This window comes from Neobacillus cucumis (assembly GCF_002860255.1).
GTDB classification, from domain to species: Bacteria; Bacillota; Bacilli; order Bacillales; family Cytobacillaceae; genus Neobacillus; species Neobacillus cucumis_A.
In genome coordinates this window covers 294086-318764 of record NZ_PGVE01000017.1, presented here as the reverse complement: position 1 = coordinate 318764, position 24679 = coordinate 294086, and the positions used below count along the sequence as shown (strand labels likewise).

Here is a 24679-nt window from a genome sequence, read left to right as displayed (position 1 = left end):
ATTTTATATCATGATGGGAGCTTTAATAACATGAGTTTGGAAGGTTATCTAACACACTATTTCATCCCTATAAACCTTTAAAGATACAGGAAATTCGTGTGACTTCAAGGATGGTAACGATTACAATTCTATCTTAAAATTAACTGATTTTTTGAATAAAAAAATAGCATGCCTTGTCTTAACAGCATGCTAGATATATTCCATTTTATCCAAAAACCTATTTATCAATTAAATCCGTTCCGTACGAATTATCAATTGCACACTGCCACTCTCCATGTTGATTTTTCTCAAATACATAAGTGGCCCTTCGATCCATTGAATATTCGGAATCCTTTTTATCTGCAGAGAGAAGTGTTTGAGAAAGTACTAAAGCCGAGTTCCCTGTTTCTAAGATGACCATTTCCCCTTGAGTTGTTATGATACTGTTATTAAAATATTTTGCAATAGCAATGAAGGCTTTTTTTATGATACTTTACTTTCCTTAACAATAACCTTTTCCACCATGGATTGATAAAAGTAAATGACAATGGCAATAAAAACTGACATGATAAAAAAATGTTTTGGCCGCATTTTCTTAAATTCAAATACTCCAACTTTCGTAAAGAATTTAATAATGGGAAAGGAAAAAATATAATCAATAACAATATTTAGTGATAGGTATTTAAAAAAGTTGCCAAACGTTAATTTAAAAGCCCAAATAGTCACTATAAAATATAACCCAAGTAAATAAGATACATCTAAACGGAACCTTGGAAATAACGCATTTTTCACCTTCCACCATTTCTTATTGTCGGCTAATTCGCTAAAAAAACCAAAGAAATAGCCTATAAACGTTGCGACAGGCAGATAGCGTATTAAAGAGTTTATTCCAATTAACGGGGCTGTTAACCAAGGAATCACTAATGTACAAAATGATAATGCCTTCCTTTTATCCACGTAGAAACCTCCGACTTTTTTTGTATTAGTATCCAATTTATAGAAATTATTTATTCCCCAAAAAGACCTTTAAGTTCATGAATTCCAAAATTTATTGGAACTTGAAGCCTAATCATTCGTCTATAAAAATAGAGTTGATAAAATGAGAAAAACGTTTATTCTTTATTATCATGTGATATTTTATACCGAAGAACCAGTGGCCTATCTGCAGGATGTACATTTTGATGTTTCACCTATTTCTGGTATCCTAATGAAACAGAAGTATGATCCAGTGAGGTTCAGGATTACTTTCCTAAATCATTATAAGAAAGGCTAAATAATGAAAAAGAGAATAATAATAATTGGAACGGCCATTCTATTTGTTTTCCTACTACTACTTAGTGCATATAAATTAATGAACTCAAGAACATTCCAGGTGTTTGGCGGACTCACAGATCAGGTAAAAACCAACCAAAAAGTAGTCGCTCTGACCTTCGATGATGGGCCAACAAAAAATGTAGAAAAAATTCTCCCCTTATTAAAGGAGTACCAGGCAAAAGCGACCTTTTTTCTTATCGGAAATGAAATAGATAAATATCCTGATGAAGCAAAAATGATTGCAAGTGCAGGGCACCAAATTGGAAACCATACTTATTCCCACCAACGAATGATTTTCAAATCTCCAGCTTACATTAAAGAAGAAATAGAAAAGACAGATAAACAGATTCGAAAAGCTGGCTACCAAGGTCAGATAGATTTTCGGCCGCCGAATGGAAAGAAGCTTGTAGGACTCCCTTATTACTTATCCAAGCATCATCGGGATACGATTACTTGGAATATAGAACCAGATAGCTACTATTCCAGAGCAGAGGACAAAGTGAAATATGTTAAAAAAAATGTAAAGTCTGGTTCCATCATTTTGATCCACCCTATGTATGACCAAACGGGTGAAGAATTAAAAACTATCAAAGGGATCTTACAATCTCTGTCAAAAGAAGGATACCAATTTATTACGGTAAATGAACTTCAGGAAATGAAATAAAAGCAAGGCTTGGAAACTATGATAAGTTCCAAGCCTTTTTCAATAATAGAATACCTTGATCGATTTCACTCTCTGTCAGCCCGCCGAATCCTAATAAGATCATCGGTACATGGTTGGAGCAGGAATCCTCGAAATAAACGGAAGTAGGATAAACTTTGACTTGATATTTTTGGGCTTTTGCTATTAATTCTTTTTCTGACATGGCATTATAAACGCGTAATAATATGTGCAATCCGGAATCATCGCCAATAATGGTGACTTGATCACCCATATTTTTCTTGATAGAACTAATTAATGATTGTTGCCGTTTCCGATAAACCGTTCGCATTTTATTGAGATGCCTTTCCCAATGGCCCTCCCTCATAAATAACCATAAAGTATGCTGGTGCAGACGGGAAACGGTCTGCTTATAAAGGGTAAAATGTTCGTTATATTTTGCAAGTAAAATTTTGGGCAAAACGATATAGTTAATTCGTATGGAGGGGATCAATGATTTGGAAAAGGTCCCTAAGTAAATCACCTTTCCGTTAGGATCTAGTCCTTGAAGGGAAGGAATCGGTTTCCCCTTATAGCGAAATTCCCCATCATAATCATCTTCAATAATAAACCGATTCTCTTCTTCTCCTGCCCATTTTAATAACTCGAGTCTTCTTGTAATGGGCATGACCATCCCCATTGGAAATTGATGTGATGGAGTGACATAGGTTATTTGAGCGTTACTCGCGTATAACTGTTTCATATTCATTCCTTCATCATCAAGAGAAATAGGGATTAAGTTCACTCCTTGATCTTTAAAAGCCTCCCTTGTTCGATGGTAACCAGGGTCCTCCATGGAAAAAATGGCTTCTCGCCCAATGATCATAGTTAAAAATCCAATTAAATATTGAGTACCTGCCCCTATAATAACTTGTTCAGTGGAACACCTCACTCCCCTTGATTGGTATAAGTATCTGGCAATTTCTTCTCGAAGATGATATTCACCCTGATATTCTCCGTTTAAGAAAAAAGAACTTTCATCTTCAAATAGACTTTGAATGGTTAACCTTCTCCAATGGGTAAAAGGAAAATGGTCAAGAGCAATTTTTCCATGGCTAAAATCAACAAGACAGATGTCACTATCTCGTTTTGGAATCCTCTTAGTAGGAGTTAAGATTTCATTAGAGGTCAAAATGAGATCACTATGTATTTCTTTTACAAAAATCCCTTTTCTCGGCCTACTGTCTACATATCCTTCGGCCAATAATTGTTGGTATGCGGTTTCGACAGTATTTTGGCTGACCCCAAGATGGAGAGATAGTTTTCTTTTGGAAGGCAGCATGACCCCTGTTTCAATTCTTCCACTTTGTATCTCTTGTTTAAAATATTTATAGAGCTGCAAGTATAGTGGTTCTTTACTTTCATTCTCTAAAACTAGAGTAATCTCCATCATTTTAGGTCCCCTCTTTTTAAAAAACTGGCATGGTTAAATATATTATAACTGACCCTTTTAGGCATATCAGCTATTATTTATAATCAGACGTAGAAAGAATGAAGGGGTGAGGAATAAAATGGAAAATATATACTTTAAACTGGATGCAAAGATAAATCCGGAAGAATTATCAGCTGTATTTAGAATGTCAGGACTTAGAAGACCTTACGAGGATTTAAATCGTTTGCAAAAAATGATTGAGAATGCAGATATTCTTGTTACTGCTTGGGAAAATGAAAAACTAGTCGGAGTTGCTCGAGCCATTACGGATTTCAGCTACTGCTGTTATTTGTCTGATTTAGCGGTTGATAACGACTATCAAAAACGAGGAATTGGCAGGGAATTAATTCGATTGGTTCAAGAGCAAATTGGTGAAGAAGTAACATTATTGTTGTTAGCCTCGCCAATTGCGATGGAATACTATCCGCATATTGGGTTTGATACAGTCAATAATGGGTATATCATTCCTCGGAAGAAATAGGAAAGCTCTACGCAGTGTTTTGGCCGTAATACATAAACACTGCGTATTTAATTCGAAGCGACGAATCCGTTATTTTATCTTATCTAAGAAATCAGCTAGATTTTCTTCTGAAATTACTTTTATTCCATATCTTCTAAATAAAGAGGCAGTTACTCCCTCTCCAATCATCTTGGTTCCTGTAAATTCCCCATTATAAATCATTGAACTACCACAGGAGGGGCTATTTTCCTTTAACACAACCACTTTTGCATCTAATTCCAGGGCTGTTCTTAGTGCAGTATAAGCTCCTTTTACAAATGGTTCAGTGACATCATTACCAGATTGATCAACCACTTTTGCTTTACCGTCGAGCACATCTCCCCCATTCCCCCCTATAATCTCTGCCGGTTCTCGTGGTGTTGATAAACCACCTAGGATTTCAGGACAAACCGTCACCGCTTGTTTTGTTTCTATTAATTCACGTATTTTATCATCTAGACAATGAGTTCCATTGTATCTTACATTTAATCCGGCTAAACAGGAGCTTACTAAAATCATCCAATCACCTCTAGCTAACATTGATCGCCTTCTTAATTTGTAACATTAAGTTTGCATTCATTTGAAATTCATAGGGTACTTTAACCTCTTTAACAAAGCAGCCTTGATTAGCGAGATAGTTTATTACATCATCTAAATATTTATATCGCTTTCCCTCTAAATCGACTAAAGGAAAAATCCTAATTTCGTTTTTACTGACTCTTAATAACTCATCTAACGTTTTAATATGAAATCCGAAATCTAGGCGGTCGGCATACATAAAAAGAAAATGGGCTGATAGAATGACGTCAAATTCTTCATCCTTAAAAGGCAAAGTAGGTAGTGTTACTGGAACATATCTATCACTTGAGTCCTTCATATGGCTGGTACAATCAGTTAAAGCAGTTAAACGATGGTTCCTGAGCTCTTCAATATTTTCGAAGTAATTCCAAATAAAATTCCCCTTCGATTTTTCCATTTGCTCCATCGTGTGTTCAATGTCTTGAAGACCTTTATTTTTTAAGTCCTCAGTCGAATGATAATAAGCGATGTCACACGCTGTTACATCTAACCCTATTTGGTTGCCAACCGCTGTAAAAGAACAAGCCCCTGAGGGACAATCAAGGACTTTCTTCCCTTTTAGTTCATCAACTGAAAGGGAGAACATGTTTACATACTCTTCAAATGTCCGTCCGATAAAAACGATTCGTTCCAAATTCAATTTAATACTCTGCTCGGCTCTACTCAACTAAACTCACCTCTATAAAAGAATTAAATTGATTTTAACATAAAGAGTTGGAAATAATAACCATCATTTTTAAACTATGCTTCTATAAAAGTTGTATTTTCTCGAAATGTTCAACGACAGGAAATGGGTCATAAAAATGATGCAATAGCTTTTTCCATTCTTGATATTCGTTAGACCCTCTAAATCCTATTGTATGATGTTCTAATGTTTCCCACCTTACAAGTAGTAAATATTTTCCCTCCACTTCTAAACAACGCTGTAATTCGTGAGTGATGTAACCTTGCATAGAAGAAATAATGACCGATGCCTGACGAAATGCTTTCTCAAATTCTTCTTCTCGTCCCTTCGTAACTTGTAGCATGGCTGCTTCTAAAATCATACTAATCTCTTCCCCCAAAAAACCTTTACCTTATATTAGCAAAGGCAAAGGCTTAGTTCCATATTATCCTCTTATAACCAAATAATCCCCGGAAGTCATCTTTACCACATCCGCTTTCAGCGCTTTGGCAATATCAGCCGTCATCGTTTTTTGCTCTTCTACATCGTTGGCAAGCAACGTCAACTGCTTTCCGCCCAAGATTCGGTCCTTATTTAATGTTACAAGAGCGAGAACATCATAATTCACTTTTGTACCTGCTTCACGTCCCAAAGTTACTCCCTCCCGACCATATTTGTTTTCATTACAGACGGACTCTTCTTGCTGCTCTCAAGCAGAGGGGTTTTCTTTACTACTTCTATTAACCCATCTATGTCCCGAATGATTGGCACTAAAGTAATGACCACACGTCCATCGTTAAAATCCCTGCGAGTAAAATGGTAGCGCTTCACGCCTAAGGTTTTCGTCGCTTCAAACAAGGCAGCTTGCCTTTGTCCAAAATTCTCTAAGGTAACCCGTGTATGTTCCTTCTTCGGATAAATCACTGCAGCCATCCCTTCCTCTTGAAACAATTTCGAAGCATTTTCCGTTCCAAGAAGATTTGAGACATAAATACCATCTACAAACAGCTCATGGTTTTTAACTTCAATTTTCCCTTCTTTCACTTCAGCAATATCACCAATCGTTTTTCCTTTCGAAAAACGTTTCAAAAGATAAATAAGAATAAAACCCACTATGGCCCCAGATATGATATTAATTAAGTCGGATTTACTGTTAACAATCTGGATCGTAATGCCCGTACCTAATGCTACGATTAAAGAAAAATAATTTCTCGACTCAAATGTTTTCGATATTCCATCAATATAGGCCTCACCACGATACGCAAATTCCGTGTTTTCTAAATCCTTTAAGCTGTCCCGTTCAGATTTTCTGACATCGCGAAATTGCTGGATAGCTAATGTTAAGAACGTAACCGCTATGAAGTTTTTCGTCATTAATGCAGGAATCGCTACCGCCCCCAACGCTGCCGCAACAAACCCTAATAGCATATGAATTAGGTAGCCATTAGGATAGCTAGGATACTGTCTGAAATCTTCTTTTATTGTAATAATACGTGCGATTGTCCCAATGATCAGTGCGGTTAAAATTAAAATAACCTGATCCCTTGCTAATGGACCTCCCATTGCACATTCCCCCAATTTTCCTTTTTTACTATTGTTAGGAGAAGCTTGAAAAATATTTATAAATAGGTGGAGATTTTTGTAAAAAATCAATCTGATTTATGTATAATCTAAAAAAAGAGTGATTATTGGTTGTTAGTAAAAATGAAAAAGCACACATTGAAATAATCCTCTGGAGTTTATAGAATTAGACGGTTAAAAAGCACAGGCTGCACTCTAAATGAGTGTGGCCTGTGCTTTTGTACTCAGTTCCATTCTAATTCAAATTTCTGTCAAAACATTTCTAACAAACTGTGAACTTATTACTATAGCCATGTTATTTACTTCTAAAAGGTATATATTATAACCATAAAGAACAAAAAATAAAAGAAGGGCGGAATCATTTATGTTTAACAAATTCTTAAGAGAGAATAAAACGGCAGCAGTTATCCTAACTGTTTTAAGATTATATCTTGGCTATTCTTGGTTCACAGCAGGTTTTCACAAATTAACAGGAGGATTTGACGCTTCTGGTTTCTTAAAAGGAGCTATTGCAAATCCAGTAAAAGGGCCAGATGGCGCAGTCGTATTTGGCTGGTATGTGGACTTCCTGAAGCATATTGCATTGCCCAATGTTGATGTTTTTAACGTTCTTGTACCTTGGGGCGAAACTTTAATTGGTTTAGGTTTAATACTTGGCTGCTTAACAACAACTGCAATGTTCTTTGGTTTAGTAATGAATTTCTCTTTCTTCCTAGCAGGTACAGTATCTCATAACCCAAGAGACATCTTCCTTGGCTTTATAATCCTAACTGCTGGCTACAACGCTGGGAGAATTGGTTTAGACCGTTGGGTAGTACCTTTCATCAGAAAAATGGCTAAAAAAGAAACTGGTAATGTAAAACATAAAGCCAGTGCATAAAATAAAAGCAAAAAAGGCAATGCAATCAATAATCTGCATTGCTTTTTTTATTTACATACTGATTTTGATAAAACGCCCTTTAATTTCTCTATTAACAGCTTACGCACACCTCATGATTAAACAAAATCAGCAAAAATTATACCATTTTCTACCTTTTTTTCAAACAGCAAGATTTAATAAACTAGAATAGAATTAAGGTCCTTAGAAAAAATATATATAACAGTGATCTAATTAGAAGGTCCGCCTTAAAGGAGAATTGAATCACATGAAAAATAAGCTTTCAGTCAGTGATTTAGCTAATCTTTGGAAAGTGTATATGATTGAGAATTTATTAATACCAATTAAAATTCCAATGATTCAGACATGTAAGGATGAAGAAATAAAGTCCGCCCTTTCCTTAGGTTTAGAAATAAGTATAAAGTATGTGCAGAAAATTGCTGAATTTTACGAGGAGGTACAACATCCCATCCCAAAAGGATTTGCTGTTCAAGATCATGTAAATCAACAAGCCCCTGCTTTATTTACTGATAATTATTATCTTTATTACATAAATGAAATGTCTAAGCTTGGTTTCAGAACATTACCTCAGGCAATTGAACAGACAGAGAATAAAGAACTATTAAAGATATGGTATGAGGCTTTTGAGGATTACAAGAACTTATATAATAAAAGTACAGAGATACTAAAAAACAAGAATTTATTTCCACAGCCTCCGGAACTTCCTATCCCCAAAAAGATAGAATTTATTAAACATAATAATTACCTTGGTAATTGGGCTGGGATTAAACGCCCTTTAAATGCAGAAGAAATTCTTAGAGTACATGGAACTGCGTATCGAAATGAAATAAGTAAGACATTATTAATTGGGTTGAGCAAAGTGACCAAAGATCAGGAGATTAAAAAATTTTTAGAACGCGGCATTAAAAATGCGAACAAAATTATTGGGGATATGCATCAAGTATTAATAAATGAAAACTTGGAGCCTCCACTTCCTCTTCACAATGAGGTAATGGATTCAACGATATCTCCATATTCAGAAAAGCTAATCCTTGTACATGTTGCTCAAATGGGTTCTGGGGCAATTGGAATCTATGGCAGTGATTTAGCAGCGGTTTTTCGGAAAGATTTAGCTTTTAAATTCATAAAAATAATTGGGGAAGCAATACTTTATGGTGAGGACGGAATGGATCTGTTAATCAAACGAGGCTGGATTGAGAGCCCGCCTAAAAATGAAATATGACTACAAGTATCTTAAGTGAAAAGAGGACCAGCTTATTAGTGGATCCTCTTTTTAATGATATTTCAATAGGGTTTAATCTTTTTTATCCTTATCTCACCAAAAGAAAAATGGGATAATTTCAATCCCAATAAACGGAAAGAAACAAGGAGGTCCCCAAAATGGTCTTGGTCCCCAAAATCCAAATCCATATCCAGTACTACTTTCCAATGATTGTAATTCTTCAATTTCTAATCCATTCTTTTTAACTCTTAGAACTCTTCCAATTGACCAATTGCCTTGTTTATTTTTAAATTTAATCATTTTTCCTTCAAGACGTAATGCGCTATTATAATCCATTTAAACTTCCCCCCTTCATGAGAGCTTACAATAGATTATGTAGCAAGTCCTAATAGTGTAAAGGGTGAGAGCCTGTACTACTTTCAAAAAAATTAAAACTCTCAATTTTATATTGTTGTTAATACATGCTGATTTTTCAAAATGACATAATTCTAGTGTTAAAAAAAAAGGAACGGCCAGCAGACCATTCCGTAAAAAATTTAAGCTGAAAGCACAAAAGTATTAATATAACAAATGAATCTATTATTTAGATACAAACAAACTTTTTCATTAAATTAAAACCATAGTCTTTTATGATAATCATAATCTGAGATATTAATGGTTTCTTCCTTTTCAGTTTTCGGAGTACATTTTTCACATGGTTCTTCGGACTGGTTATGTTCACATTGTTTAATTAAAAGTTCCATCGTTTGTATCCCCTCTCCTATTGGTTACTTTTATTATAATGGAAGCGTTTACAAATGTCTTGTGGTTTTTACTGGAAAAAATATTTTACTATTACATTCTGTTTACAAATTTATTAGTTTTAAGCTATTGTTGTATAAATACTTTTTGGAGTACCTAGGGTGATTTAAACTCAAAACCTGCTTATTATTTTTCTTATATATCCCTGATTGAATGAGCTTATTAATGAGGAATTGTCTTTTAGTCTGGACTGCTTTACGAAGTAAATTTTCCAATTGAAAGAAACCTCCTGTGGACGACTTGTTTTAGAAGTAAGAGGTCTTTGGAATCCTTGGCTTATTTACATCATCATCAGTATTTAATTATCATGAAAATTCCTCAACTCCCTTCCCATAAATGCCATTATAAAGGAACATTTTTAAGAATTTGTCGATTTAACGGTTCTTTACTGACTTTTAAACGAATTGTTATCTTCTTTTAACAAACGTTATCTGACTGTTTATTATGAAAAAACATTACTGGTTTATTTTCGAAATAACGTCAATTAAAACTGGAAATAATAACACCAAATGGGGTGAATAGATGAATATTACATTTCTAGGAGAAGCATTAGGTTTACTTTTTATAAGTACCCTATTACTTAGGATTGCTGGAAAAAAATCAATGGCTAAAACAACTTATTCTGAGGTTATTATTGTTTTAGCCATCGGAACCACGATGGGACACGCTACTATAAAAGAACATAAATTTTGGCAAATCATTATTATATTGACCTGCTTCATCATTTATTTAATTTCCATTCAATTTCTTCAACTGAAATTTAAAAAAATCCAACGATATTTAATAGGGAATGCAACCGTTGTAGTCCGAAATGGCAGCATTGTCGAAGGTAATTTAAAAAAATTACGTTTGACAACCGAACAGCTAGAAATGAAACTCCGGCAAAAAGGCATCTCTTATATATCTAATCTAAAAACCGCTACCATTGAATCGGATGGCGGATTAGGTTTTGAGCTGATGGAACATGCTCAACCTCTTACTCAGGAGAAGATACTAGAAATTTTAAATGAAAATAAGAATGGAAATACACTTACCAAAAATAAAAATGAATCAGATAATTTATTTAATAAAGTTCCAGGTATTTAAAAAAATGGAGGATAAATATTCCTCCATTTTTAATGATTTTTGTTTCTATATCGAAAAAAACCTAAAATTAGGAGAGCAATCGGAATAATAACTTGAAATGGTAAATGTAAAATTAACGGGATATACTTTATTCCTTCACTTATATGTTCGGAATAATTAGCTGCAATGGTAATAGAACCAAATAATATGATCACTCCTACCGGAAACACCAGTTTACGGTGATCTTCAACTTTAAAAATATCAGCAGCCCCTAATACTGCAGAATAAAAAAAGATTGTAATTTTAAAATATCCCCCTATGATGACATAAAGAATGTATATTACATCCAATCTTTCTAAAAAATTTGTAAAATGGATTTTACTAATGGTTGTTAAAAGCGGGAAATTAGAGCGTGTGAATAAATCTACTCCAAGAACAGAAAGATTAATCAAAGAGGTAATCGCTATATTTATTCCTGCTAATAGCATCCCGCCAAGACAGACGAATTTTACTTTTTCTTGATTATTGGAAGACGGTAAAATCATCGTGAAAACTATCATTTCTCCAAATGGGAAATAAAGAGTGGTTTGCATAAATGCTTTTATTGCAGGAGTAATCCCATTTTCAAGGATGGGTTGAAGATTCTCTAAATGGATTAAACCAGAAAACATAATCACTAAAAAACCCATTGATGCAAACAAATAGATAAAAAGAAAAAACAACTCAGAAACTCTTGCAATGACTTCCAGGCCCTTTTGAATGCCATAAATGATTGTTAGTAACATTAATGCGTTGATAATAAATAATGGAGTATTCATATAAATAGATGTTACTAATAACTCTCCAAAATCACGCAAAATCCTTGTGGCCTGATAAATAAAATAAACAACATATAAAAATCCAATAAATGTTCCAACCCATTTTCCTGCTAGTTTTTGAACATAACTTGTCAGTGGCATCGTTGGAAAGAATTTATGGAGTCGATAGTATACCAAAAAAAGGATTAGTCCGCCTGCTAACCCAAGTAAAATACTAATCCAAGCGTCCTGTTTCGCTTGTGAACCTGGAGCAAAAAGTATGGCACTACCCATCTCGAATAATACGATTAAGACAAATAGTTGATATGAATTTATTTTTATATTTTCCATTATAAACTTCCTTTTTAAAAAAACTGACGGACTAACCTAAGTCATAACAACTTCCTTATTATCTCCAGTATGATGACTTAAATTACTCTACATAGAGCTCTGAATAATAATTTATTTTCCAGATAAAATATTGGGGTAGAAATTCAATTAAGGAGGCCTGCTTTGGTGGAATCAAAAAAAAATGAACAAATGAACCATGTGAACAATAACGAGGAGGTTCAACAAACCAATAGAAAACAGGTTAAAGAAATAACTGATGCTCAAAGAGACGGGATTCGTTACGATTATACGGATTCCTCAGACTTTAAATGAATGCAAATAAAAAATATGTCAGATAATCTAACATAGCACTTGGAATAAATGGAACTCAAATCATATAATAGATTTGCCTAATACCTTTCTTGAGGGAAACTTCAGTGCCATGCACTCGGTTTCCTTCCTTTTTTATTATGAACATGGTAATCACTTAAGCTTTGTAATTTCTGCAAAAACCGTAAGAAAAAACCTTTTAATGAAGGTTTTTTTCTTTATTTAGCAAACTTAAAAGGAATATCAAAGTATATGATTAGGAAAAAGATAATAGGAAGTGAGATGAGATAGGCAAGGAATGGTTTATGTTGATGAATTGCAATAACTGAAAACATCATTATATCAAATAAAAATGAAAACCATAATCTCCAACCGTTCTGATAGGAAATTCTTTCAAAAACAAGTAAAATCCACTCAACGAAAATATACATTCCAGACCAAACCAATATGTAAATAAATCGCCTGCCCCAGCTTGGTGGAAAATGGGAAAGAAATATTAAGACACTGACTGGCATCGTTAATACTGCATAGACAATAACCACCATATGATGTCCGTATAAGATATCAGGATGAAATTTCCATAACGTATTTTCTTGTACGATATATTCATACAATAATCCACCAGTGGAAATAAAAAACATACTAGCATGGTATGCTCTCCAGTTTTTCCAGTTTGCCCATTTAAAAGACGCCAAAATCGTTAGAATCGCAATAGTAACGTGCATTCCCTTACTACCCTTTCCACTGCTTTTAACATAGTTTCCCAATATATCACGATCCCATTCATCTACCTCCAATAAATATATCTTCGTAGCCTAAAAGCCAATTTAAGAAACTGGAGTTGGTTCATATAAAAAAACTACCTCAGTATAATTTATTTTTATATGGGCAAATTTTAAATAAAAAAATCGGAGGATAATCTGCTTTGGAAAAGAAAAACCCTATTAGTGCCTCTGAATTAGGGACACTTTGGCTTACATACCAAGAAAAAACAATGATTCTTAGGATTTTAGAATATTTCATCGAGAAGAGCGATGACCAGGAAGCAAAAAATTTAATGGGTGGACTTTGGCAGGAATTACATTTCTACGTAAATGAGATTAAAACTCTGTTTGAGAATGATGGCATCGTGATTCCAATGGGATTTAGAAAAGAAGATGTTAATTTGGAAGCACCAAAACTATACGATAATGGATTCGACATTATGTTTCTTCGGATTTTAAAAGAGTTAAGTATGGGGCTATATACCATTAATATGAATATGGCGTATCGAAAAGATGTAATGGCGATTTACCAGGGTCTCACAAATGTCACGCAGAGGATTTATAAATTATCCACTGTTTATTTATTGAATAAAGGTATCCTAACCCTCCCGCCTAATGTAACACTGCCAAAAACAGTGGAATTTGTAAAAAACACGAATTATATGAAAGGTTTCAAGCCTTTAGGAGATAAGAGGTCTCTAAATACGATTGAATTAGGAATTCTTCATCATGGTATTGAGACAAATAATATTGGCTTGCAGCTGATTACTGGTTTTGCGCAATGTGCGGAGAATAAAAAGGTTAGAAAATATTTTATTAAAGGATTAGAACTGGCAAAAAAACATATTCAAACATATGAAGAAATTTTATTAGAGGCAAATGTTCATTTCTCTGCTACTTCTGGCAGTATCGTAACCACTTCAACCTTCCCTCCTTTTTCTGAGAAACTGATGATGTATTGCATTTGCTTATTAAATGGGTTTGGACTTGTAGGAAGCAGCTTTGGGGCAATGTTTAGTCTTCGAACTGACATTACTATGAAATTGTCATTATTATCAAAAGATATCTTATTATACGGACATGAAGGGATAGAATTATTGATCAAAAACGGCTGGTTTGAGGAACCGCCTCAAATGGAGGACAGACCGAAAATTATAAAAAAATAAACCAAATTCCTATTTGGAGTATTTTAAAAAACCCGCAAATCTATTTGATTTACGGGTTATCTCATTTCATTTTTCAAATAATTTCATCATGAAAAGCATTTGTTATTTAAAATTTCGATGGGAAATAAGAAATTTGACCGAAGATGTCGATAAGAAAATGTTTTAATAATAGAGATATGTTGTTACAATTTTATTTGTCCCATTTTTAAAAATGAGAAGAGGTGTTAAAGAGTTGAGCTTAGAAGCAGTCATTTACAGAGGTTTTGAGTGTAAAGTTATTTTTGATTATAAAAACGGAAACTTAGAAATATTAGTCGGTGATGAAGTCATTTTAGTCAGCGAAGACCAAATAGAAAAATTAGTATTAAAATAATTATATATAGATTTGAGAACTTATGACATTATGTTTTTATTAAAATAATGAAAGAATATGAAAACACCTGCTTGATAAACAGGTGTTCCTGGGAGGTAATTTTTTTATGTTCTTATGGCTACGGTGTAATATAAAATATGTACAGGAGTATCAAACTGATTAGACAAGTGCTGAGCCAAATAAAAAAAAATTTTTATAACCCAAAAAAGCCCATAAAGGGCTTTTGGGATATACATTATTAAATTTTCTTAGAAGCAGATTACTGCTCCAACGATAATTAACAAGATAAACAATACAACGATTAAAGCAAAGCAGCCGTAACCACCGAAACCTCCATAACCATAACCACCACAGCAACCGCCATATCCTCCAAAACCACCATAACCAAACATATATAGGCCTCCTTATTATTTATTCAATACAATTTATGTAAAAAATAAAGAAGCGGAAGGGCGTTTTCATTAGTTTTTTGTAAAAATACAAGCAAATACCTATCCAACAGATTTATTTGAAGAATTAAAAAACACACAGAAGAGTACTGTGCGTTTCCATCTTCCTTCTTTAATGCTGTTCACTCATCTTTTTTGCATTTAACCTCTCTTCAAGGACATGAATCATATATAAGAAATGATCAGCTTCCCTTACTACATGGTCTGCCAATAATGGATTTATTACATTCCTAATTTGGCATGATTTTATTAAATCAAGTCCTGTTTGCTTGAACGCACGAATTTCTTGAGCCGCATTTTCACTGTCCTTATTCATTTTTCCAATGATTGGGTACGTAGGCTGTTTCTGATATAGCATTGACTCTACATCTCTTGCTTGATTTAAAAGTACTTCAAAATCGTCTCCAAATTTCCGTGCGGCATTAACTAAATTCCTTTCGGATTGGTCGAGCAGTGATGCTATAAAACGAGAATGTTCCATCATGATTCTCAGCCAAAACACATTCTCACTAATGATAGCATCCTGAATGGGGTCTAAAATCCCCTGATTAAACTTCATTAAAGTTCTCATAAAATATTCTGCTTCCCGTGCAATATGGTCGACAAGCAAAGGAAAATTAAATCCGCTAATTTTACAATTTATAATCAGTATCAGAAGATTTCTTTTAAAATTGCGAAATCCATGAACTAATTCAATACTTTCTTCGTTTAATTTTCTTACAAGACCAACATTATTTGGTACTTGGTAAGCCTTTTTTTCCTGTTGTTCAAAATAAGTATGAAACCTGTCTGTCTGCTGAATGAGGTGAGTATCTTTCCGATTAAACCCCTCACCTAAAAATAAGGCATGCTCTTTCATAATTCTAAGCCAAAATCTATTTTCAGTAAGGGATCGTTCAACAAATAGTTGTTCAGTTAATGATTCGGGTTTTGCAGCAAATGATTCGGGCGCAACTAACATCTGATTAAATTGATCCACGCTAACATGCCCAGGAAGTTGCCTCTGGAATTGCATACCATCCCCTCCCTAAACTCCACTCCCAACTATGTTATTTGCACCTTTTGAGGATTATGTCAGGGACAAGGGTAAAAATTCTTATGAAATTTTTATAATTGCTATGTTTGTGGTATTGTATTTCCAAGAAAATAGACGTTTTATACTAGGTATTCCTTAGCCTAACTATAAAACGCCTTTTATTTTTAGATTATTCTAGTATTCATTATAAAGTAAAGCCACGTCCAGTTAGTAAACTGAATAGAGCAATAATTAAAGCAATTCGAATAGCTAATCTAACTCGACGACCTCTGATTCTAGTTACTAATACTAGATGATCAGAGCCTACATATTCCAAAGTCCCTGTAAAAGTTCCATTATCTGTAATAACTTCTACTTCCTCACCTACAAGCTCAGATGCAAAACGCATAAAGCTTTGATTACTCATAGTTTTCACCCCCTATCATAATTTATATATGAATATCATTTAAGGAGGGATTGTACATTTGTGGACAAGCAAAATTAATTTTTTGTTTATATTAATTGATTGGGAAAAAAACAATTGAGAGAAATACTACTATTAAAATAAAGTATTTTATTTTATTAAATGTTTCCCAAACGAAACTTTTTTTCACCCCTGTCAATTAGTTAGAAGAGAGACAAAAGGTTTCTCTAGACCCACTTGATATTTGTGTTTCATAATGGAAAAGGATTGAAAAGTCGGGGGAAGAAAAAATGGAAGAACAAGCATATTTAGATCTTAAACGTGGTGAACGTGGAGCAATAGTTAGTATCATTGCTTATATTTGTTTATCCTCATTAAAATTAATTGTTGGCTATATGGCCAATTCTGAAGCCCTTAAAGCAGATGGATTAAATAATGCCACTGATATAATTGCCTCTATCGCAGTACTGATAGGTTTAAAATTATCGCAGCGGCCAGCTGATGATGATCATCCTTATGGACACTGGAAAGCCGAAACGATTGCTTCATTGGTGGCTTCATTTATTATGTTAGTTGTCGGACTACAGGTGACTTATGAAGCGATTACTAGTATTTTTGCTGGAAGAATTGTATCTCCAGATTTACTTTCTGCTTGGACGGGTCTTGGTTGTGCAATCGTTATGTATTTTGTTTATCGTTATAACAAAAAGTTGGCGGACAATATTAATAGTCAATCTGTAATGGCAGCTGCAAAGGATAATCTATCAGATGCATGGGTTAGCGTGGGAACTTTTATTGGAATCATGGGAACACAGTTCGGACTCCCTTGGCTTGACCCCTTAACTGCCATAATCGTCGGATTACTTATCTGTAAAACAGGCTGGGAGATCTTTAGAGAAGCTTCTCATCATTTAACGGATGGATTTGATGAGAAATTAATAGAATTATATAAAGAAACGATTAATCATTGCTATGGTGTGAAAGGCGTAAAAGATATAAAAGCAAGAAATTATGGAAACAACGTGGTAGTCGATATTGTCATCTTAGTTAATTCTAATTTAGATATTCGAGCCGCCCATAATATTGCCACGGAAGTGGAACATAAATTAATGAATGAACATAACGTTTATGATGTCCATGTACATGTAGAACCAAATTAATGAGTATTAATTACCATATAAAACAAGGGCTGAGAGTGAACCTCCGAGCCCTTGTTTTATATGGTTTATTTACTTTTTTGTAGATTCGTCTTCATAAGCGAGGCAACTTCAATCTTCCCTTGTTTAGAAGGAGCTCATCATTGGACGTTTTTATAATTTAATTTAATTATTTAAACGGAATGGAACCGTAGCAACCACGACGTCTTTTCGTGCAAAAAGCATAGCTCGGATTCGAAAAGCTGATTGGTTGTGTAATAAACGATGCCACCACTTGCGAGTAAAAAATTCAGGTAATAGCACGGTAATTCTCTTTTGTTCGCCAAAGTGATATTCAATCCGTCCTATAAATTCCATTAACGGTTTGATCACGGTACGGTAACGGGATACAACAACCACTAATCTCACACCTGGATTCCATTCTTCCCATTTTTCCTCCATTTCCTTGGCTGCTTCAGGTGAAAAAGCCACATAAAAGGCGACCACATTTGGTGTAAGAGCTTTTGCATAACCGATGGTGGAGACAACGACCTTATGAATACCCGCTACCGGAATAATGATGATTGTATCGGTTGTTGGAATAGGCTCAGCTAAATCAACATTTAATTGCTTAGCCACATTTTTGTAATGTTTATTAATCATGGTAATCACCCAGAGTAAGACCGGTGTGATGACTACGACGATCCAAGCCCCTTCTTCAAACTTGGTAATACTAAAAATGATGACAACAAAGAAGGTCACTAAAGCTCCTAAACTATTAATGAATGCTTTCCGTTGCCATCCATGTGACTTCTCTTTACGCCACTTTATCACGAGACCAACTTGTGCCATCGTAAACGATAGGAAAACACCAATCGCATAAAGCGGTATTAAGCTTTCGGTTCTGCCGCCAAAAATAATTAATAAAATACTTGCTAAGACTCCAAGCGTGATAATTCCATAGTTGAAGGCTAAACGCTCACCTCTATTGCTGAACATTCGAGGCATATTATTATCCTGTGCCATGATTGAAGCTAATATTGGAAAGCCATTGAAACTTGTATTAGCTGCTAGAGTTAAAATCATCATCGTTGAAATTTGGATAATATAATAAATAACTCCGCGTCCGAATGCATCCTCGGCAACCATGGATAGAACGGTTTTTGTCCCTGATGGGTCTGGGTGAATAGCATAAGCTTGGGATAAAACCGTTACCCCGCCAAAAATAATCGCTAATAACACTCCCAGAGTAAGCATAGTCTTTTTGGCATTTCGTTGGGCTGGGTCCCGGAAGTGTGGAACAGCATTCGAAATCGCCTCCACACCAGTAACAGCAGAACAACCTGATGAAAATGCTTTTAATAATATAAACCAGGTTAAGCCTGCTGGAAAGCCAGTTGAAATAGCTATATGGTGTTCCGCGAGTGCCTTGCCAGTCATCCAGTCGAATAAGCCTTTACCCACTAAAATCAGCATACAAAAAATAAATAAATAGGTCGGAAACGCAAATACGTTCCCCGATTCCGATGTACCTCTAAGGTTCATCCAAACCATGAACCAGATAAAGATTAACCCAATGGGTACGATATAAGGTAATGCAGCTGGAAATGCGGACGTAATTGCTAAAACTCCCGCAGATATGGAAACTGCCACGGTTAATGTATAGTCAATCAATAGGGAAACGCCAGCTAATCTGCCCCATATCATTCCTAAGTTTTCTTTCGCCACCATATAGGCTCCCCCGCCTTGCGGATAGGCATCAATCACTTGTCTGTAACTGACGATTAGAATTGTAATTAAAAGAATAATAGCAATCGCAATCGGCAGAGAAAAGGAAAACGCAAACGCCCCCACAGTGGCAAGTTCAAGCAAAATCATTTCCGTCCCATAGGCAACTGAGGAAAGGGCATCTGATGAAAGAATGGGTAATGCCTTCCACATGGGCATTTTTTCTGCTTCCGCTTCACTAGATTTTAAAGGTCGGCCAAAAAGAAACCTTTTTAATGTCATGATCAATTCCTCCTGAAACAGTCCATTTACATTTTTTCATTGTTTTTTTCGAAATCTAATAATTAACATCCTGTTTTGTCCTTATTTACACCCCCAAACTATATAACTCTTAAAATTTGGAAAATAAAAAGACCACAATACTAAAGAAGCCTTTTTTGATAGTACAAAAAAAGCACCTTTAAATAAGGTGGTCTCTTGACCTCCTTCGCTTTAGCCGACGAAGTTAGCTGACGGGTAGGATGGCGAAAGAGTTGAACATCCCTTCTACAATGTAGAATTAACCCCCAAAAATTGGGTCCTCCGTTCCCTAATGGGATTAGGCCTTTATTTAATTTTTCTTATGAAAAAGATATTACTCCCAAGAAGGTAATTTGTAAAGTGTTAATGTAGTGATCCTATTTCATCCGCCTATTCCAAAATAAAAGGAGCCACAAGTTATGATTTCTTGTGGCTTTTTACTTTTTATTATACCTCTTATTAAGATTGTTTTATTTGTAACTTCTTATAATATCATCCACAGTGGTCTTCATAGCATATATCACCGTTTTCTTGTATCGTGCCGCTATAAGTAAAACTCTAATTTGTTCGGAACGGGATAGTTTTTTAAAACGGGGCTCTTGTTTCAAAAAGGATCGAACAATGGACCAGCTTGGTGGTAGTAACGGAAAGTCATCAAGGGGTTGTTTGTTTCGTATACGATGAAGCCACGATACCATTCGAGGAGAATTACTTTTATCGACTATACAAGGTGCATAAATGTTTTTCGTGTGTTTTTTTATGGATTCAAATCGATCTTGACCGCTAACAATAATGTAACTGCCATCCTTTCGATTTTTTCTGACAACCAACACAAACATACAATCCCACATTAACCGTTGGAGCTTTTTTATGTGTTCTGTTATTTTCATTGATACATCAGGTTTGATTTTATTAAGAGGAATATACTGTATCGTGAATTTCATACTAACCCCCTCCTGTAATATTCTTGTGGCCTCCTTATTTTTTAAAAAATTTGCCATTGGTTGTTGATCAACGATTTGAATATTCTAAGATTTATTTATTTGTATGAAATAAATGCATGTCACATTCGAATGTTCAATGATTACTTTTTTGTTCTTCTCCCCTCTATCTATCCCCGTCAGATTGAAGCTCTAAATTCACATAATTTTAACAACTGCGTATTTAATTATTTTGTTTGTGATTCCAATCACAATTCTAAATGTATAGCTGTGTTATATTCCTATTGAGAAGAGTTATCACCCTCTATCAAGGAGTGAAAATGATGTCAAAAGTAATAAATATCCAACTCCCAGTCTATCAATTATGTACTGAGTATCCTGAAATCATTCCAATCATGAAGGAAACTGGTTTTGAAAATATAACAAATCCAAATATGTTAAAAACGGCTGGCCGTATCATGACTATTCCAAATGGCTGCCGAGTGAAAGGTATTTCTTTAGAAAAAGTTATGGAAACATTTAGGGAAAATGGATTTACAATTAACTAACAGAGGAGAATGCAGGATGAGTGAAATGATTAATAACCGTGAGCAAGAAACAATTACTCCATCAGAGCGGCAAACGGTATTAAAAGAAATTATTAAAGACTTACACAACGGAAAAAGTGTGGAGGAAGTAAAGGCTCGATTTGAAGAAGCCGCCGGTAATATTTCTGTAGCAGAGATATCTAAATTAGAACAAGCTCTTATGGAAGAAGAAGGCATTCCGGTTGAAGAAGTACAGCGCTTATGTTCGGTCCATACGGCTATTTTTAAAGGCTCAATCGAGGAAATTCATCGTTCCAATAAGCCCGAAGAACAACCAGGGCATCCTATTGATACCTTTAAATTAGAAAATACAAAGATTGATAGGTTACTAAACTTCAAACTGCAGTTACATTTCGACCGGTTTGAAAAAGAAGACAGTGACGAAAACAAGTTTAAGCTTCTAGAAGATTTAAATCTATTACTAGATATTGATAAGCATTATAGCCGTAAAGAAAATTTGCTCTTCCCTTATTTAGAAAAATACGGAATTATGGGTCCTACTCAGGTCATGTGGGGAGTAGATGACGGAATACGTGCAGCAATTAAAGAGGCAAAAGAGAAATTAACCAATTATAACGGTGAAAAACAATCCGTAATCGATTCGATCTACTTTGTGATCCGGGAAGTCAGTGAAATGATCTTTAAAGAAGAAAACATCTTATTTCCTATGGCCCTGCAGACCTTAACGGAAGACGAATGGGTCAAAATTGCTCATGAAAGTGATGAGATTGGTTTTTGTTTAACAGGACCTGCAGGTGTATGGAAGCCGGAACGCAAATCTATTGAAGAAAATGCCTTAACCGATGGGTACATTCGCTTGGAAACTGGTATTCTATCACTAAAGCAGTTGGAGCTCATGTTAAATCATTTGCCAGTAGATATTACTTTTATCGACCTAGATGATGTGGTTCGTTATTTCTCTCACGGGAAAGAAAGAATCTTTGCCCGAACAAAAGCCGTCATTGGGCGTACGGTTCAAAACTGCCATCCGCCAAAAAGTGTTCATGTCGTTGAACAATTATTACAAGAATTTAAATCAGGTCTAAAAGACTGTGAAGATTTTTATATTAAGTTTAAAGATAAATATGTATATATTCGATATTTTGCAGTAAGAGATGAAAACGGTGGGTATGTTGGTACACTTGAATTCACTCAAAATATTAGTTCAATACAGGAAATTCAAGGGGAAAAGCGTATTCTTAATTAACATGTATAACAAAAACTGGCTCAAAAGGCATGAAACCAACACTTCTGAGCCAGTTTTTTGATGATTAATACAACCAATTAAACAACAGACCGATCAGCAGCCTCAATTCTGATAGCTTTCTCTTGTGCTTCAATGCATAAGGATGCTGCTTTAAAAGCATGCTCTTGTGTCATAGCATTTTCAGTACCATACAAGCAATCTAGTATGAATTCGCCAAAGTATGGACAGCCTACCTGACCAGAGAGCTGATAATGTTTTTCACCTTGATGATTTACTAGATATAATTGATCTCCATGAGGTTCCCTGGCGACATCAATGTACTTTCTAATTTCGATATACCCATCTGTTCCTAGTATAAATACACGTCCATCGCCCCACGTACCAAGTCCATCTGGAGTGAACCAATCCACGCGGAAGTAGAAGGTCGCTCCGTTGTCAGCTACAAGAGTGGCATCCCCGAAATCCTCAAATTTGGGATATTGTTTAAAGTTGTAATTCGCTACTTTACTATGTAAAACTTTTGCATCTTTAGCACCAGCATAATGTAGGAATTGTTCCACTTGATGACTTCCTATATCACACAAGATTCCTCCATAATAGTCTGTATCAAAAAACCAATCAGGTCTATTGCCGGGATTCGCGCGGTGCGGACCCATTCCAATAACCTGAACTACCCGGCCAATCGCCCCTTGTTCAATTAATTGTCCAGCAAAAACGGCACTTTCGACATGCAGACGTTCACTGTAATAGATGCCCCATTTCAACCCTGTTTCAGATAGTTTTTGTTTGGCTTTTTCGATTTGTTCCAGTTTAGTAAAACCCGGTTTATCAACAAAATAATGTTTCCCGGCATCAAGTACCCTTAAGCCCAAAGCACAACGGTTGGAAGGAATACTTGCTCCGGCAACAAGTTTAATGGAAGGGTCTTGTAAAATTTCCTCCTCGGATACTGCAGCAATGATGTTCGGATAGGTGTTACAAAATCTTTTTACCTTTTCAGGGTCGGGATCATATACAGAAACTAGTTCTCCTCCAGCTTCGATTAACCCGTTACACATTCCATAAATATGACCATGATCTAAACCAATCGCTGCAAAGGGGAATTCGCCCTTTCCTACCACATGATTCACCTTTCCTTTTGGTGCATAATTCATTCCGTCTCGTTTATCCAACTTTAACAACTCCGTTCGTTAAATTACCCTTCAGCATATAGTTTTTTAATGAGTTCCTTGAACATTAAGTGTCCGGTTTACGGCTTCCTTCTTTTTAAAAGTTGATGACTTGATTCTTTCTTGTAATTTGGAATAGAAAAGTTCCTCGTTGATTGGAAGTTCAACCCAATCATCAATCCAAGCAGATAAATGCATGGCATTGGAAATCTCTAATCCTTTAATTCCTTCTACACCAGGTCCAATCAATTCAGAACCATAACGAATCGCTTGAATCCAGTTAGTGGTAATCCCTTTGTGCTGAGTGGCTGTTCCTTTAATCGGGATATCAATTTTCCAGCATTCTGGCTCACCAAAGCCGCCTTTATATTCTTTGTTAAATTGTCTTTCTGATTGGGTTAATCGCCAAAAGGTTAACTTTCCATCTTCCACCACTAATTTTCCCCGATCGCCTGATATTTCGTAGCGATTGGTTCCAGGTGCGTCCCCTGTAGAAGTAACAAAAACACCTGTTGCTCCGTTTTCATATTCCACATAAGCTGTTACATCATCTTCTACCTCGATATCATGGAACTTCCCAAACCCACAAAACGCACGGACTCGTTTGGGCATTAATCCGCTCGTCCATTGCCATAAATCAAGCTGGTGCGGATCCTGATTTAAAAGGACACCGCCTCCTTCACCGGCCCAAGTTGCCCGCCAGCCGCCTGAATCATAATAACTTTGAGAGCGGTACCAATCAGTGATAATCCAATTCGTCCGCTTGATTTCTCCTAACTCTCCGCCTAGAACCAGCTCTCTTAGCTTTTGATATAAAGGATTGGTACGTTGGTTAAACATAATGCCAAATACTTTTCCGCTTCTTTTCGCTACTTCATTTAATTCACGGACATTTTTGGTATAGACACCAACAGGCTTTTCCACCAGCACATGAAGATTTTTTTCAAGGGATTTAATCGACAATGATGGATGATCATAATGCGGGGTTGCGATAATGACTGCATCAATGTCTGCGAATTCAAAAAATGAGTCCGTATCATCAAATGTTTGAATTTGCTTCCCTAAGGTTTCTTTAGCCCATTGTAATCTCTCTGGGTTATGATCACACACTGCTGTTAGTAAGGCTCCGTCCACTTCTTTATTGTTTAGATAAATGGCATGTGAACTGCCCATATTGCCTATTCCGATAATGCCAATCTTAACCGTATCCAAAATTCTCAACTCCTTTT

At 35.3% G+C, this 24679-nt stretch carries 31 protein-coding genes, 1 pseudogene and 1 riboswitch; of the genes and pseudogenes, 12 read left to right on the top strand and 20 right to left on the bottom strand.

What is annotated here, in order from left to right; genetic code table 11:
* Positions 1-217 precede the first annotated feature (217 nt).
* Both CVD27_RS04170 and CVD27_RS04165 read right to left on the bottom strand, forming a co-directional pair.
* A pseudogene (locus CVD27_RS04170) lies at positions 218-466 on the bottom strand (DUF4440 domain-containing protein); the annotation flags it as partial.
* Positions 463-936, bottom strand: coding sequence for a hypothetical protein (locus tag CVD27_RS04165; protein WP_101646619.1), 474 nt, complete (start codon positions 934-936; stop codon positions 463-465). The pseudogene CVD27_RS04170 and the gene CVD27_RS04165, both read right to left, overlap by 4 nt.
* Before the next feature lie 142 nt (positions 937-1078).
* Here CVD27_RS04165 and CVD27_RS27900 point away from each other — a divergent pair, with 142 nt between their 5' ends.
* A complete protein-coding gene (locus CVD27_RS27900) occupies positions 1079-1252 on the top strand; it encodes a hypothetical protein (protein WP_180960141.1) in 174 nt (57 codons plus the stop codon).
* A 3-nt stretch (positions 1253-1255) separates the two neighbouring features.
* Positions 1256-1957: a polysaccharide deacetylase family protein gene (locus CVD27_RS04160; RefSeq protein ID WP_101646618.1), complete on the top strand. Its 702-nt coding sequence runs from the start codon at positions 1256-1258 to the stop codon at positions 1955-1957.
* Between the two features lie 16 nt (positions 1958-1973).
* Here CVD27_RS04160 and pdxR read toward each other — a convergent pair whose 3' ends face one another.
* The gene (gene pdxR, locus CVD27_RS04155) at positions 1974-3386 is read right to left on the bottom strand and encodes a MocR-like pyridoxine biosynthesis transcription factor PdxR (protein ID WP_101646617.1); all 1413 of its coding nucleotides are present in this window, start codon (positions 3384-3386) and stop codon (positions 1974-1976) included.
* A 118-nt stretch (positions 3387-3504) separates the two neighbouring features.
* Here pdxR and CVD27_RS04150 point away from each other — a divergent pair, with 118 nt between their 5' ends.
* Positions 3505-3906, top strand: coding sequence for a GNAT family N-acetyltransferase (locus CVD27_RS04150; protein ID WP_101646616.1), 402 nt, complete (start codon positions 3505-3507; stop codon positions 3904-3906).
* Positions 3907-3975: 69 nt separating this feature from the next.
* Here CVD27_RS04150 and CVD27_RS04145 read toward each other — a convergent pair whose 3' ends face one another.
* The 5 genes from CVD27_RS04145 to CVD27_RS04125 all read right to left on the bottom strand — a co-directional run bounded on the left by CVD27_RS04145 (position 3976) and on the right by CVD27_RS04125 (position 6730).
* A complete protein-coding gene (locus CVD27_RS04145) occupies positions 3976-4443 on the bottom strand; it encodes a DUF523 domain-containing protein (RefSeq protein WP_101646663.1) in 468 nt (155 codons plus the stop codon).
* Positions 4444-4453: 10 nt separating this feature from the next.
* Positions 4454-5170, bottom strand: coding sequence for an SAM-dependent methyltransferase (locus CVD27_RS04140; RefSeq protein WP_101646615.1), 717 nt, complete (start codon positions 5168-5170; stop codon positions 4454-4456).
* Positions 5171-5252: 82 nt separating this feature from the next.
* Entirely contained in the window at positions 5253-5549 is a 297-nt protein-coding gene (locus tag CVD27_RS04135; protein WP_101646614.1) for an antibiotic biosynthesis monooxygenase family protein, read from the bottom strand.
* Positions 5550-5612: 63 nt separating this feature from the next.
* A complete protein-coding gene (locus tag CVD27_RS04130) occupies positions 5613-5819 on the bottom strand; it encodes a capping complex subunit for YIEGIA (protein WP_101646613.1) in 207 nt (68 codons plus the stop codon).
* A 2-nt stretch (positions 5820-5821) separates the two neighbouring features.
* Positions 5822-6730 carry a YIEGIA family protein gene (locus tag CVD27_RS04125; RefSeq protein ID WP_101646612.1) on the bottom strand — a complete coding sequence of 303 codons (909 nt, stop codon included), beginning with the start codon at positions 6728-6730 and terminating at the stop codon, positions 5822-5824.
* A gap of 382 nt (positions 6731-7112) precedes the next feature.
* Here CVD27_RS04125 and CVD27_RS04120 point away from each other — a divergent pair, with 382 nt between their 5' ends.
* Both CVD27_RS04120 and CVD27_RS04115 read left to right on the top strand, forming a co-directional pair.
* Positions 7113-7628, top strand: coding sequence for a DoxX family protein (locus tag CVD27_RS04120; RefSeq protein WP_101646611.1), 516 nt, complete (start codon positions 7113-7115; stop codon positions 7626-7628).
* 265 nt (positions 7629-7893) lie between these two features.
* On the top strand, positions 7894-8868 hold the full coding sequence (locus CVD27_RS04115; protein WP_101646610.1) for a DUF3231 family protein: 975 nt from the start codon (positions 7894-7896) through the stop codon (positions 8866-8868).
* A 93-nt stretch (positions 8869-8961) separates the two neighbouring features.
* Here the strand turns inward: CVD27_RS04115 and CVD27_RS04110 are convergent, their stop codons facing one another.
* The 3 genes from CVD27_RS04110 to CVD27_RS04105 form a co-directional block, all read right to left on the bottom strand.
* The gene (locus CVD27_RS04110) at positions 8962-9204 is read right to left on the bottom strand and encodes a hypothetical protein (RefSeq protein ID WP_101646609.1); all 243 of its coding nucleotides are present in this window, start codon (positions 9202-9204) and stop codon (positions 8962-8964) included.
* A 275-nt stretch (positions 9205-9479) separates the two neighbouring features.
* Complete coding sequence (locus tag CVD27_RS28625; RefSeq protein WP_257984257.1) at positions 9480-9611, bottom strand: hypothetical protein; 132 nt, start codon at positions 9609-9611, stop codon at positions 9480-9482.
* 102 nt (positions 9612-9713) lie between these two features.
* A complete protein-coding gene (locus tag CVD27_RS04105; RefSeq protein WP_101646608.1) occupies positions 9714-9884 on the bottom strand; it encodes a Fur-regulated basic protein FbpA in 171 nt (56 codons plus the stop codon).
* A gap of 307 nt (positions 9885-10191) precedes the next feature.
* On the opposite strand from CVD27_RS04105, the gene CVD27_RS04100 reads away from it, so the two are divergent.
* Entirely contained in the window at positions 10192-10755 is a 564-nt protein-coding gene (locus tag CVD27_RS04100; protein ID WP_101646607.1) for a DUF421 domain-containing protein, read from the top strand.
* 29 nt (positions 10756-10784) lie between these two features.
* Here CVD27_RS04100 and CVD27_RS04095 read toward each other — a convergent pair whose 3' ends face one another.
* Complete coding sequence (locus CVD27_RS04095) at positions 10785-11882, bottom strand: GerAB/ArcD/ProY family transporter (protein ID WP_101646606.1); 1098 nt, start codon at positions 11880-11882, stop codon at positions 10785-10787.
* A 165-nt stretch (positions 11883-12047) separates the two neighbouring features.
* Here CVD27_RS04095 and CVD27_RS27895 point away from each other — a divergent pair, with 165 nt between their 5' ends.
* Positions 12048-12194, top strand: coding sequence for a hypothetical protein (locus tag CVD27_RS27895; RefSeq protein WP_180960140.1), 147 nt, complete (start codon positions 12048-12050; stop codon positions 12192-12194).
* A gap of 215 nt (positions 12195-12409) precedes the next feature.
* On the opposite strand, the gene CVD27_RS04090 is transcribed toward CVD27_RS27895, so the two are convergent.
* Complete coding sequence (locus CVD27_RS04090) at positions 12410-12916, bottom strand: CBO0543 family protein (RefSeq protein ID WP_101646662.1); 507 nt, start codon at positions 12914-12916, stop codon at positions 12410-12412.
* 200 nt (positions 12917-13116) lie between these two features.
* On the opposite strand from CVD27_RS04090, the gene CVD27_RS04085 reads away from it, so the two are divergent.
* Complete coding sequence (locus tag CVD27_RS04085; RefSeq protein ID WP_101646605.1) at positions 13117-14121, top strand: DUF3231 family protein; 1005 nt, start codon at positions 13117-13119, stop codon at positions 14119-14121.
* Positions 14122-14332: 211 nt separating this feature from the next.
* Entirely contained in the window at positions 14333-14494 is a 162-nt protein-coding gene (locus tag CVD27_RS27890) for a hypothetical protein (protein WP_180960139.1), read from the top strand.
* Positions 14495-14742: 248 nt separating this feature from the next.
* Here CVD27_RS27890 and CVD27_RS04080 read toward each other — a convergent pair whose 3' ends face one another.
* The 3 genes from CVD27_RS04080 to CVD27_RS04070 form a co-directional block, all read right to left on the bottom strand.
* Complete coding sequence (locus CVD27_RS04080; RefSeq protein ID WP_101646604.1) at positions 14743-14886, bottom strand: YjcZ family sporulation protein; 144 nt, start codon at positions 14884-14886, stop codon at positions 14743-14745.
* Positions 14887-15055: 169 nt separating this feature from the next.
* A complete protein-coding gene (locus tag CVD27_RS04075) occupies positions 15056-15958 on the bottom strand; it encodes a DUF2935 domain-containing protein (RefSeq protein ID WP_101646603.1) in 903 nt (300 codons plus the stop codon).
* A 205-nt stretch (positions 15959-16163) separates the two neighbouring features.
* Entirely contained in the window at positions 16164-16385 is a 222-nt protein-coding gene (locus CVD27_RS04070; protein WP_101646602.1) for a DUF2642 domain-containing protein, read from the bottom strand.
* Between the two features lie 287 nt (positions 16386-16672).
* On the opposite strand from CVD27_RS04070, the gene CVD27_RS04065 reads away from it, so the two are divergent.
* Positions 16673-17542 (top strand): cation diffusion facilitator family transporter, encoded by an 870-nt coding sequence (locus CVD27_RS04065; protein ID WP_101646601.1) that lies wholly within the window; start codon positions 16673-16675, stop codon positions 17540-17542.
* Between the two features lie 162 nt (positions 17543-17704).
* On the opposite strand, the gene CVD27_RS04060 is transcribed toward CVD27_RS04065, so the two are convergent.
* Positions 17705-19534 (bottom strand): APC family permease, encoded by a 1830-nt coding sequence (locus CVD27_RS04060; protein WP_142384072.1) that lies wholly within the window; start codon positions 19532-19534, stop codon positions 17705-17707.
* A 191-nt stretch (positions 19535-19725) separates the two neighbouring features.
* Positions 19726-19861, bottom strand: a riboswitch (cyclic di-AMP (ydaO/yuaA leader).
* A gap of 155 nt (positions 19862-20016) precedes the next feature.
* Entirely contained in the window at positions 20017-20490 is a 474-nt protein-coding gene (locus CVD27_RS04055) for a hypothetical protein (protein WP_101646599.1), read from the bottom strand.
* 320 nt (positions 20491-20810) lie between these two features.
* On the opposite strand from CVD27_RS04055, the gene CVD27_RS04050 reads away from it, so the two are divergent.
* Both CVD27_RS04050 and CVD27_RS04045 read left to right on the top strand, forming a co-directional pair.
* Positions 20811-21035, top strand: a complete 225-nt coding sequence (locus tag CVD27_RS04050) for a DUF1858 domain-containing protein (RefSeq protein WP_101646598.1) — start codon at positions 20811-20813, stop codon at positions 21033-21035.
* A gap of 16 nt (positions 21036-21051) precedes the next feature.
* Complete coding sequence (locus CVD27_RS04045) at positions 21052-22281, top strand: DUF438 domain-containing protein (RefSeq protein ID WP_101646597.1); 1230 nt, start codon at positions 21052-21054, stop codon at positions 22279-22281.
* 77 nt (positions 22282-22358) lie between these two features.
* Here CVD27_RS04045 and CVD27_RS04040 read toward each other — a convergent pair whose 3' ends face one another.
* Positions 22359-23453: a Gfo/Idh/MocA family protein gene (locus tag CVD27_RS04040; RefSeq protein WP_101646596.1), complete on the bottom strand. Its 1095-nt coding sequence runs from the start codon at positions 23451-23453 to the stop codon at positions 22359-22361.
* A gap of 45 nt (positions 23454-23498) precedes the next feature.
* On the bottom strand, positions 23499-24662 hold the full coding sequence (locus CVD27_RS04035; RefSeq protein WP_101646595.1) for a Gfo/Idh/MocA family protein: 1164 nt from the start codon (positions 24660-24662) through the stop codon (positions 23499-23501).
* Between the last annotated feature and the right edge of the window lie 17 nt (positions 24663-24679).

Bases quoted from the DNA above. Each gene is read 5' to 3' on its own strand.
- CVD27_RS04095 (WP_101646606.1), bottom strand. From the start codon at position 11,882: ATGGAAAATATAAAAATAAATTCATATCAACTATTTGTCTTAATCGTA.
- CVD27_RS27890 (WP_180960139.1), top strand. From the start codon at position 14,333: ATGAGAAGAGGTGTTAAAGAGTTGAGCTTAGAAGCAGTCATTTACAGA.
- pdxR (WP_101646617.1), bottom strand. From the start codon at position 3,386: ATGATGGAGATTACTCTAGTTTTAGAGAATGAAAGTAAAGAACCACTA.
- CVD27_RS27900 (WP_180960141.1), top strand. From the start codon at position 1,079: ATGAGAAAAACGTTTATTCTTTATTATCATGTGATATTTTATACCGAA.
- CVD27_RS04090 (WP_101646662.1), bottom strand. From the start codon at position 12,916: ATGCACGTTACTATTGCGATTCTAACGATTTTGGCGTCTTTTAAATGG.
- CVD27_RS04135 (WP_101646614.1), bottom strand. From the start codon at position 5,549: ATGATTTTAGAAGCAGCCATGCTACAAGTTACGAAGGGACGAGAAGAA.
- CVD27_RS04070 (WP_101646602.1), bottom strand. From the start codon at position 16,385: ATGAGTAATCAAAGCTTTATGCGTTTTGCATCTGAGCTTGTAGGTGAG.
- CVD27_RS04075 (WP_101646603.1), bottom strand. From the start codon at position 15,958: ATGCAATTCCAGAGGCAACTTCCTGGGCATGTTAGCGTGGATCAATTT.
- CVD27_RS04125 (WP_101646612.1), bottom strand. From the start codon at position 6,730: ATGGGAGGTCCATTAGCAAGGGATCAGGTTATTTTAATTTTAACCGCA.
- CVD27_RS04115 (WP_101646610.1), top strand. From the start codon at position 7,894: ATGAAAAATAAGCTTTCAGTCAGTGATTTAGCTAATCTTTGGAAAGTG.
- CVD27_RS04045 (WP_101646597.1), top strand. From the start codon at position 21,052: ATGAGTGAAATGATTAATAACCGTGAGCAAGAAACAATTACTCCATCA.
- CVD27_RS04080 (WP_101646604.1), bottom strand. From the start codon at position 14,886: ATGTTTGGTTATGGTGGTTTTGGAGGATATGGCGGTTGCTGTGGTGGT.
- CVD27_RS04160 (WP_101646618.1), top strand. From the start codon at position 1,256: ATGAAAAAGAGAATAATAATAATTGGAACGGCCATTCTATTTGTTTTC.
- CVD27_RS04150 (WP_101646616.1), top strand. From the start codon at position 3,505: ATGGAAAATATATACTTTAAACTGGATGCAAAGATAAATCCGGAAGAA.
- CVD27_RS04110 (WP_101646609.1), bottom strand. From the start codon at position 9,204: ATGGATTATAATAGCGCATTACGTCTTGAAGGAAAAATGATTAAATTT.
- CVD27_RS04145 (WP_101646663.1), bottom strand. From the start codon at position 4,443: ATGATTTTAGTAAGCTCCTGTTTAGCCGGATTAAATGTAAGATACAAT.
- CVD27_RS04055 (WP_101646599.1), bottom strand. From the start codon at position 20,490: ATGAAATTCACGATACAGTATATTCCTCTTAATAAAATCAAACCTGAT.
- CVD27_RS04065 (WP_101646601.1), top strand. From the start codon at position 16,673: ATGGAAGAACAAGCATATTTAGATCTTAAACGTGGTGAACGTGGAGCA.
- CVD27_RS28625 (WP_257984257.1), bottom strand. From the start codon at position 9,611: ATGGAACTTTTAATTAAACAATGTGAACATAACCAGTCCGAAGAACCA.
- CVD27_RS04050 (WP_101646598.1), top strand. From the start codon at position 20,811: ATGTCAAAAGTAATAAATATCCAACTCCCAGTCTATCAATTATGTACT.
- CVD27_RS04120 (WP_101646611.1), top strand. From the start codon at position 7,113: ATGTTTAACAAATTCTTAAGAGAGAATAAAACGGCAGCAGTTATCCTA.
- CVD27_RS04100 (WP_101646607.1), top strand. From the start codon at position 10,192: ATGAATATTACATTTCTAGGAGAAGCATTAGGTTTACTTTTTATAAGT.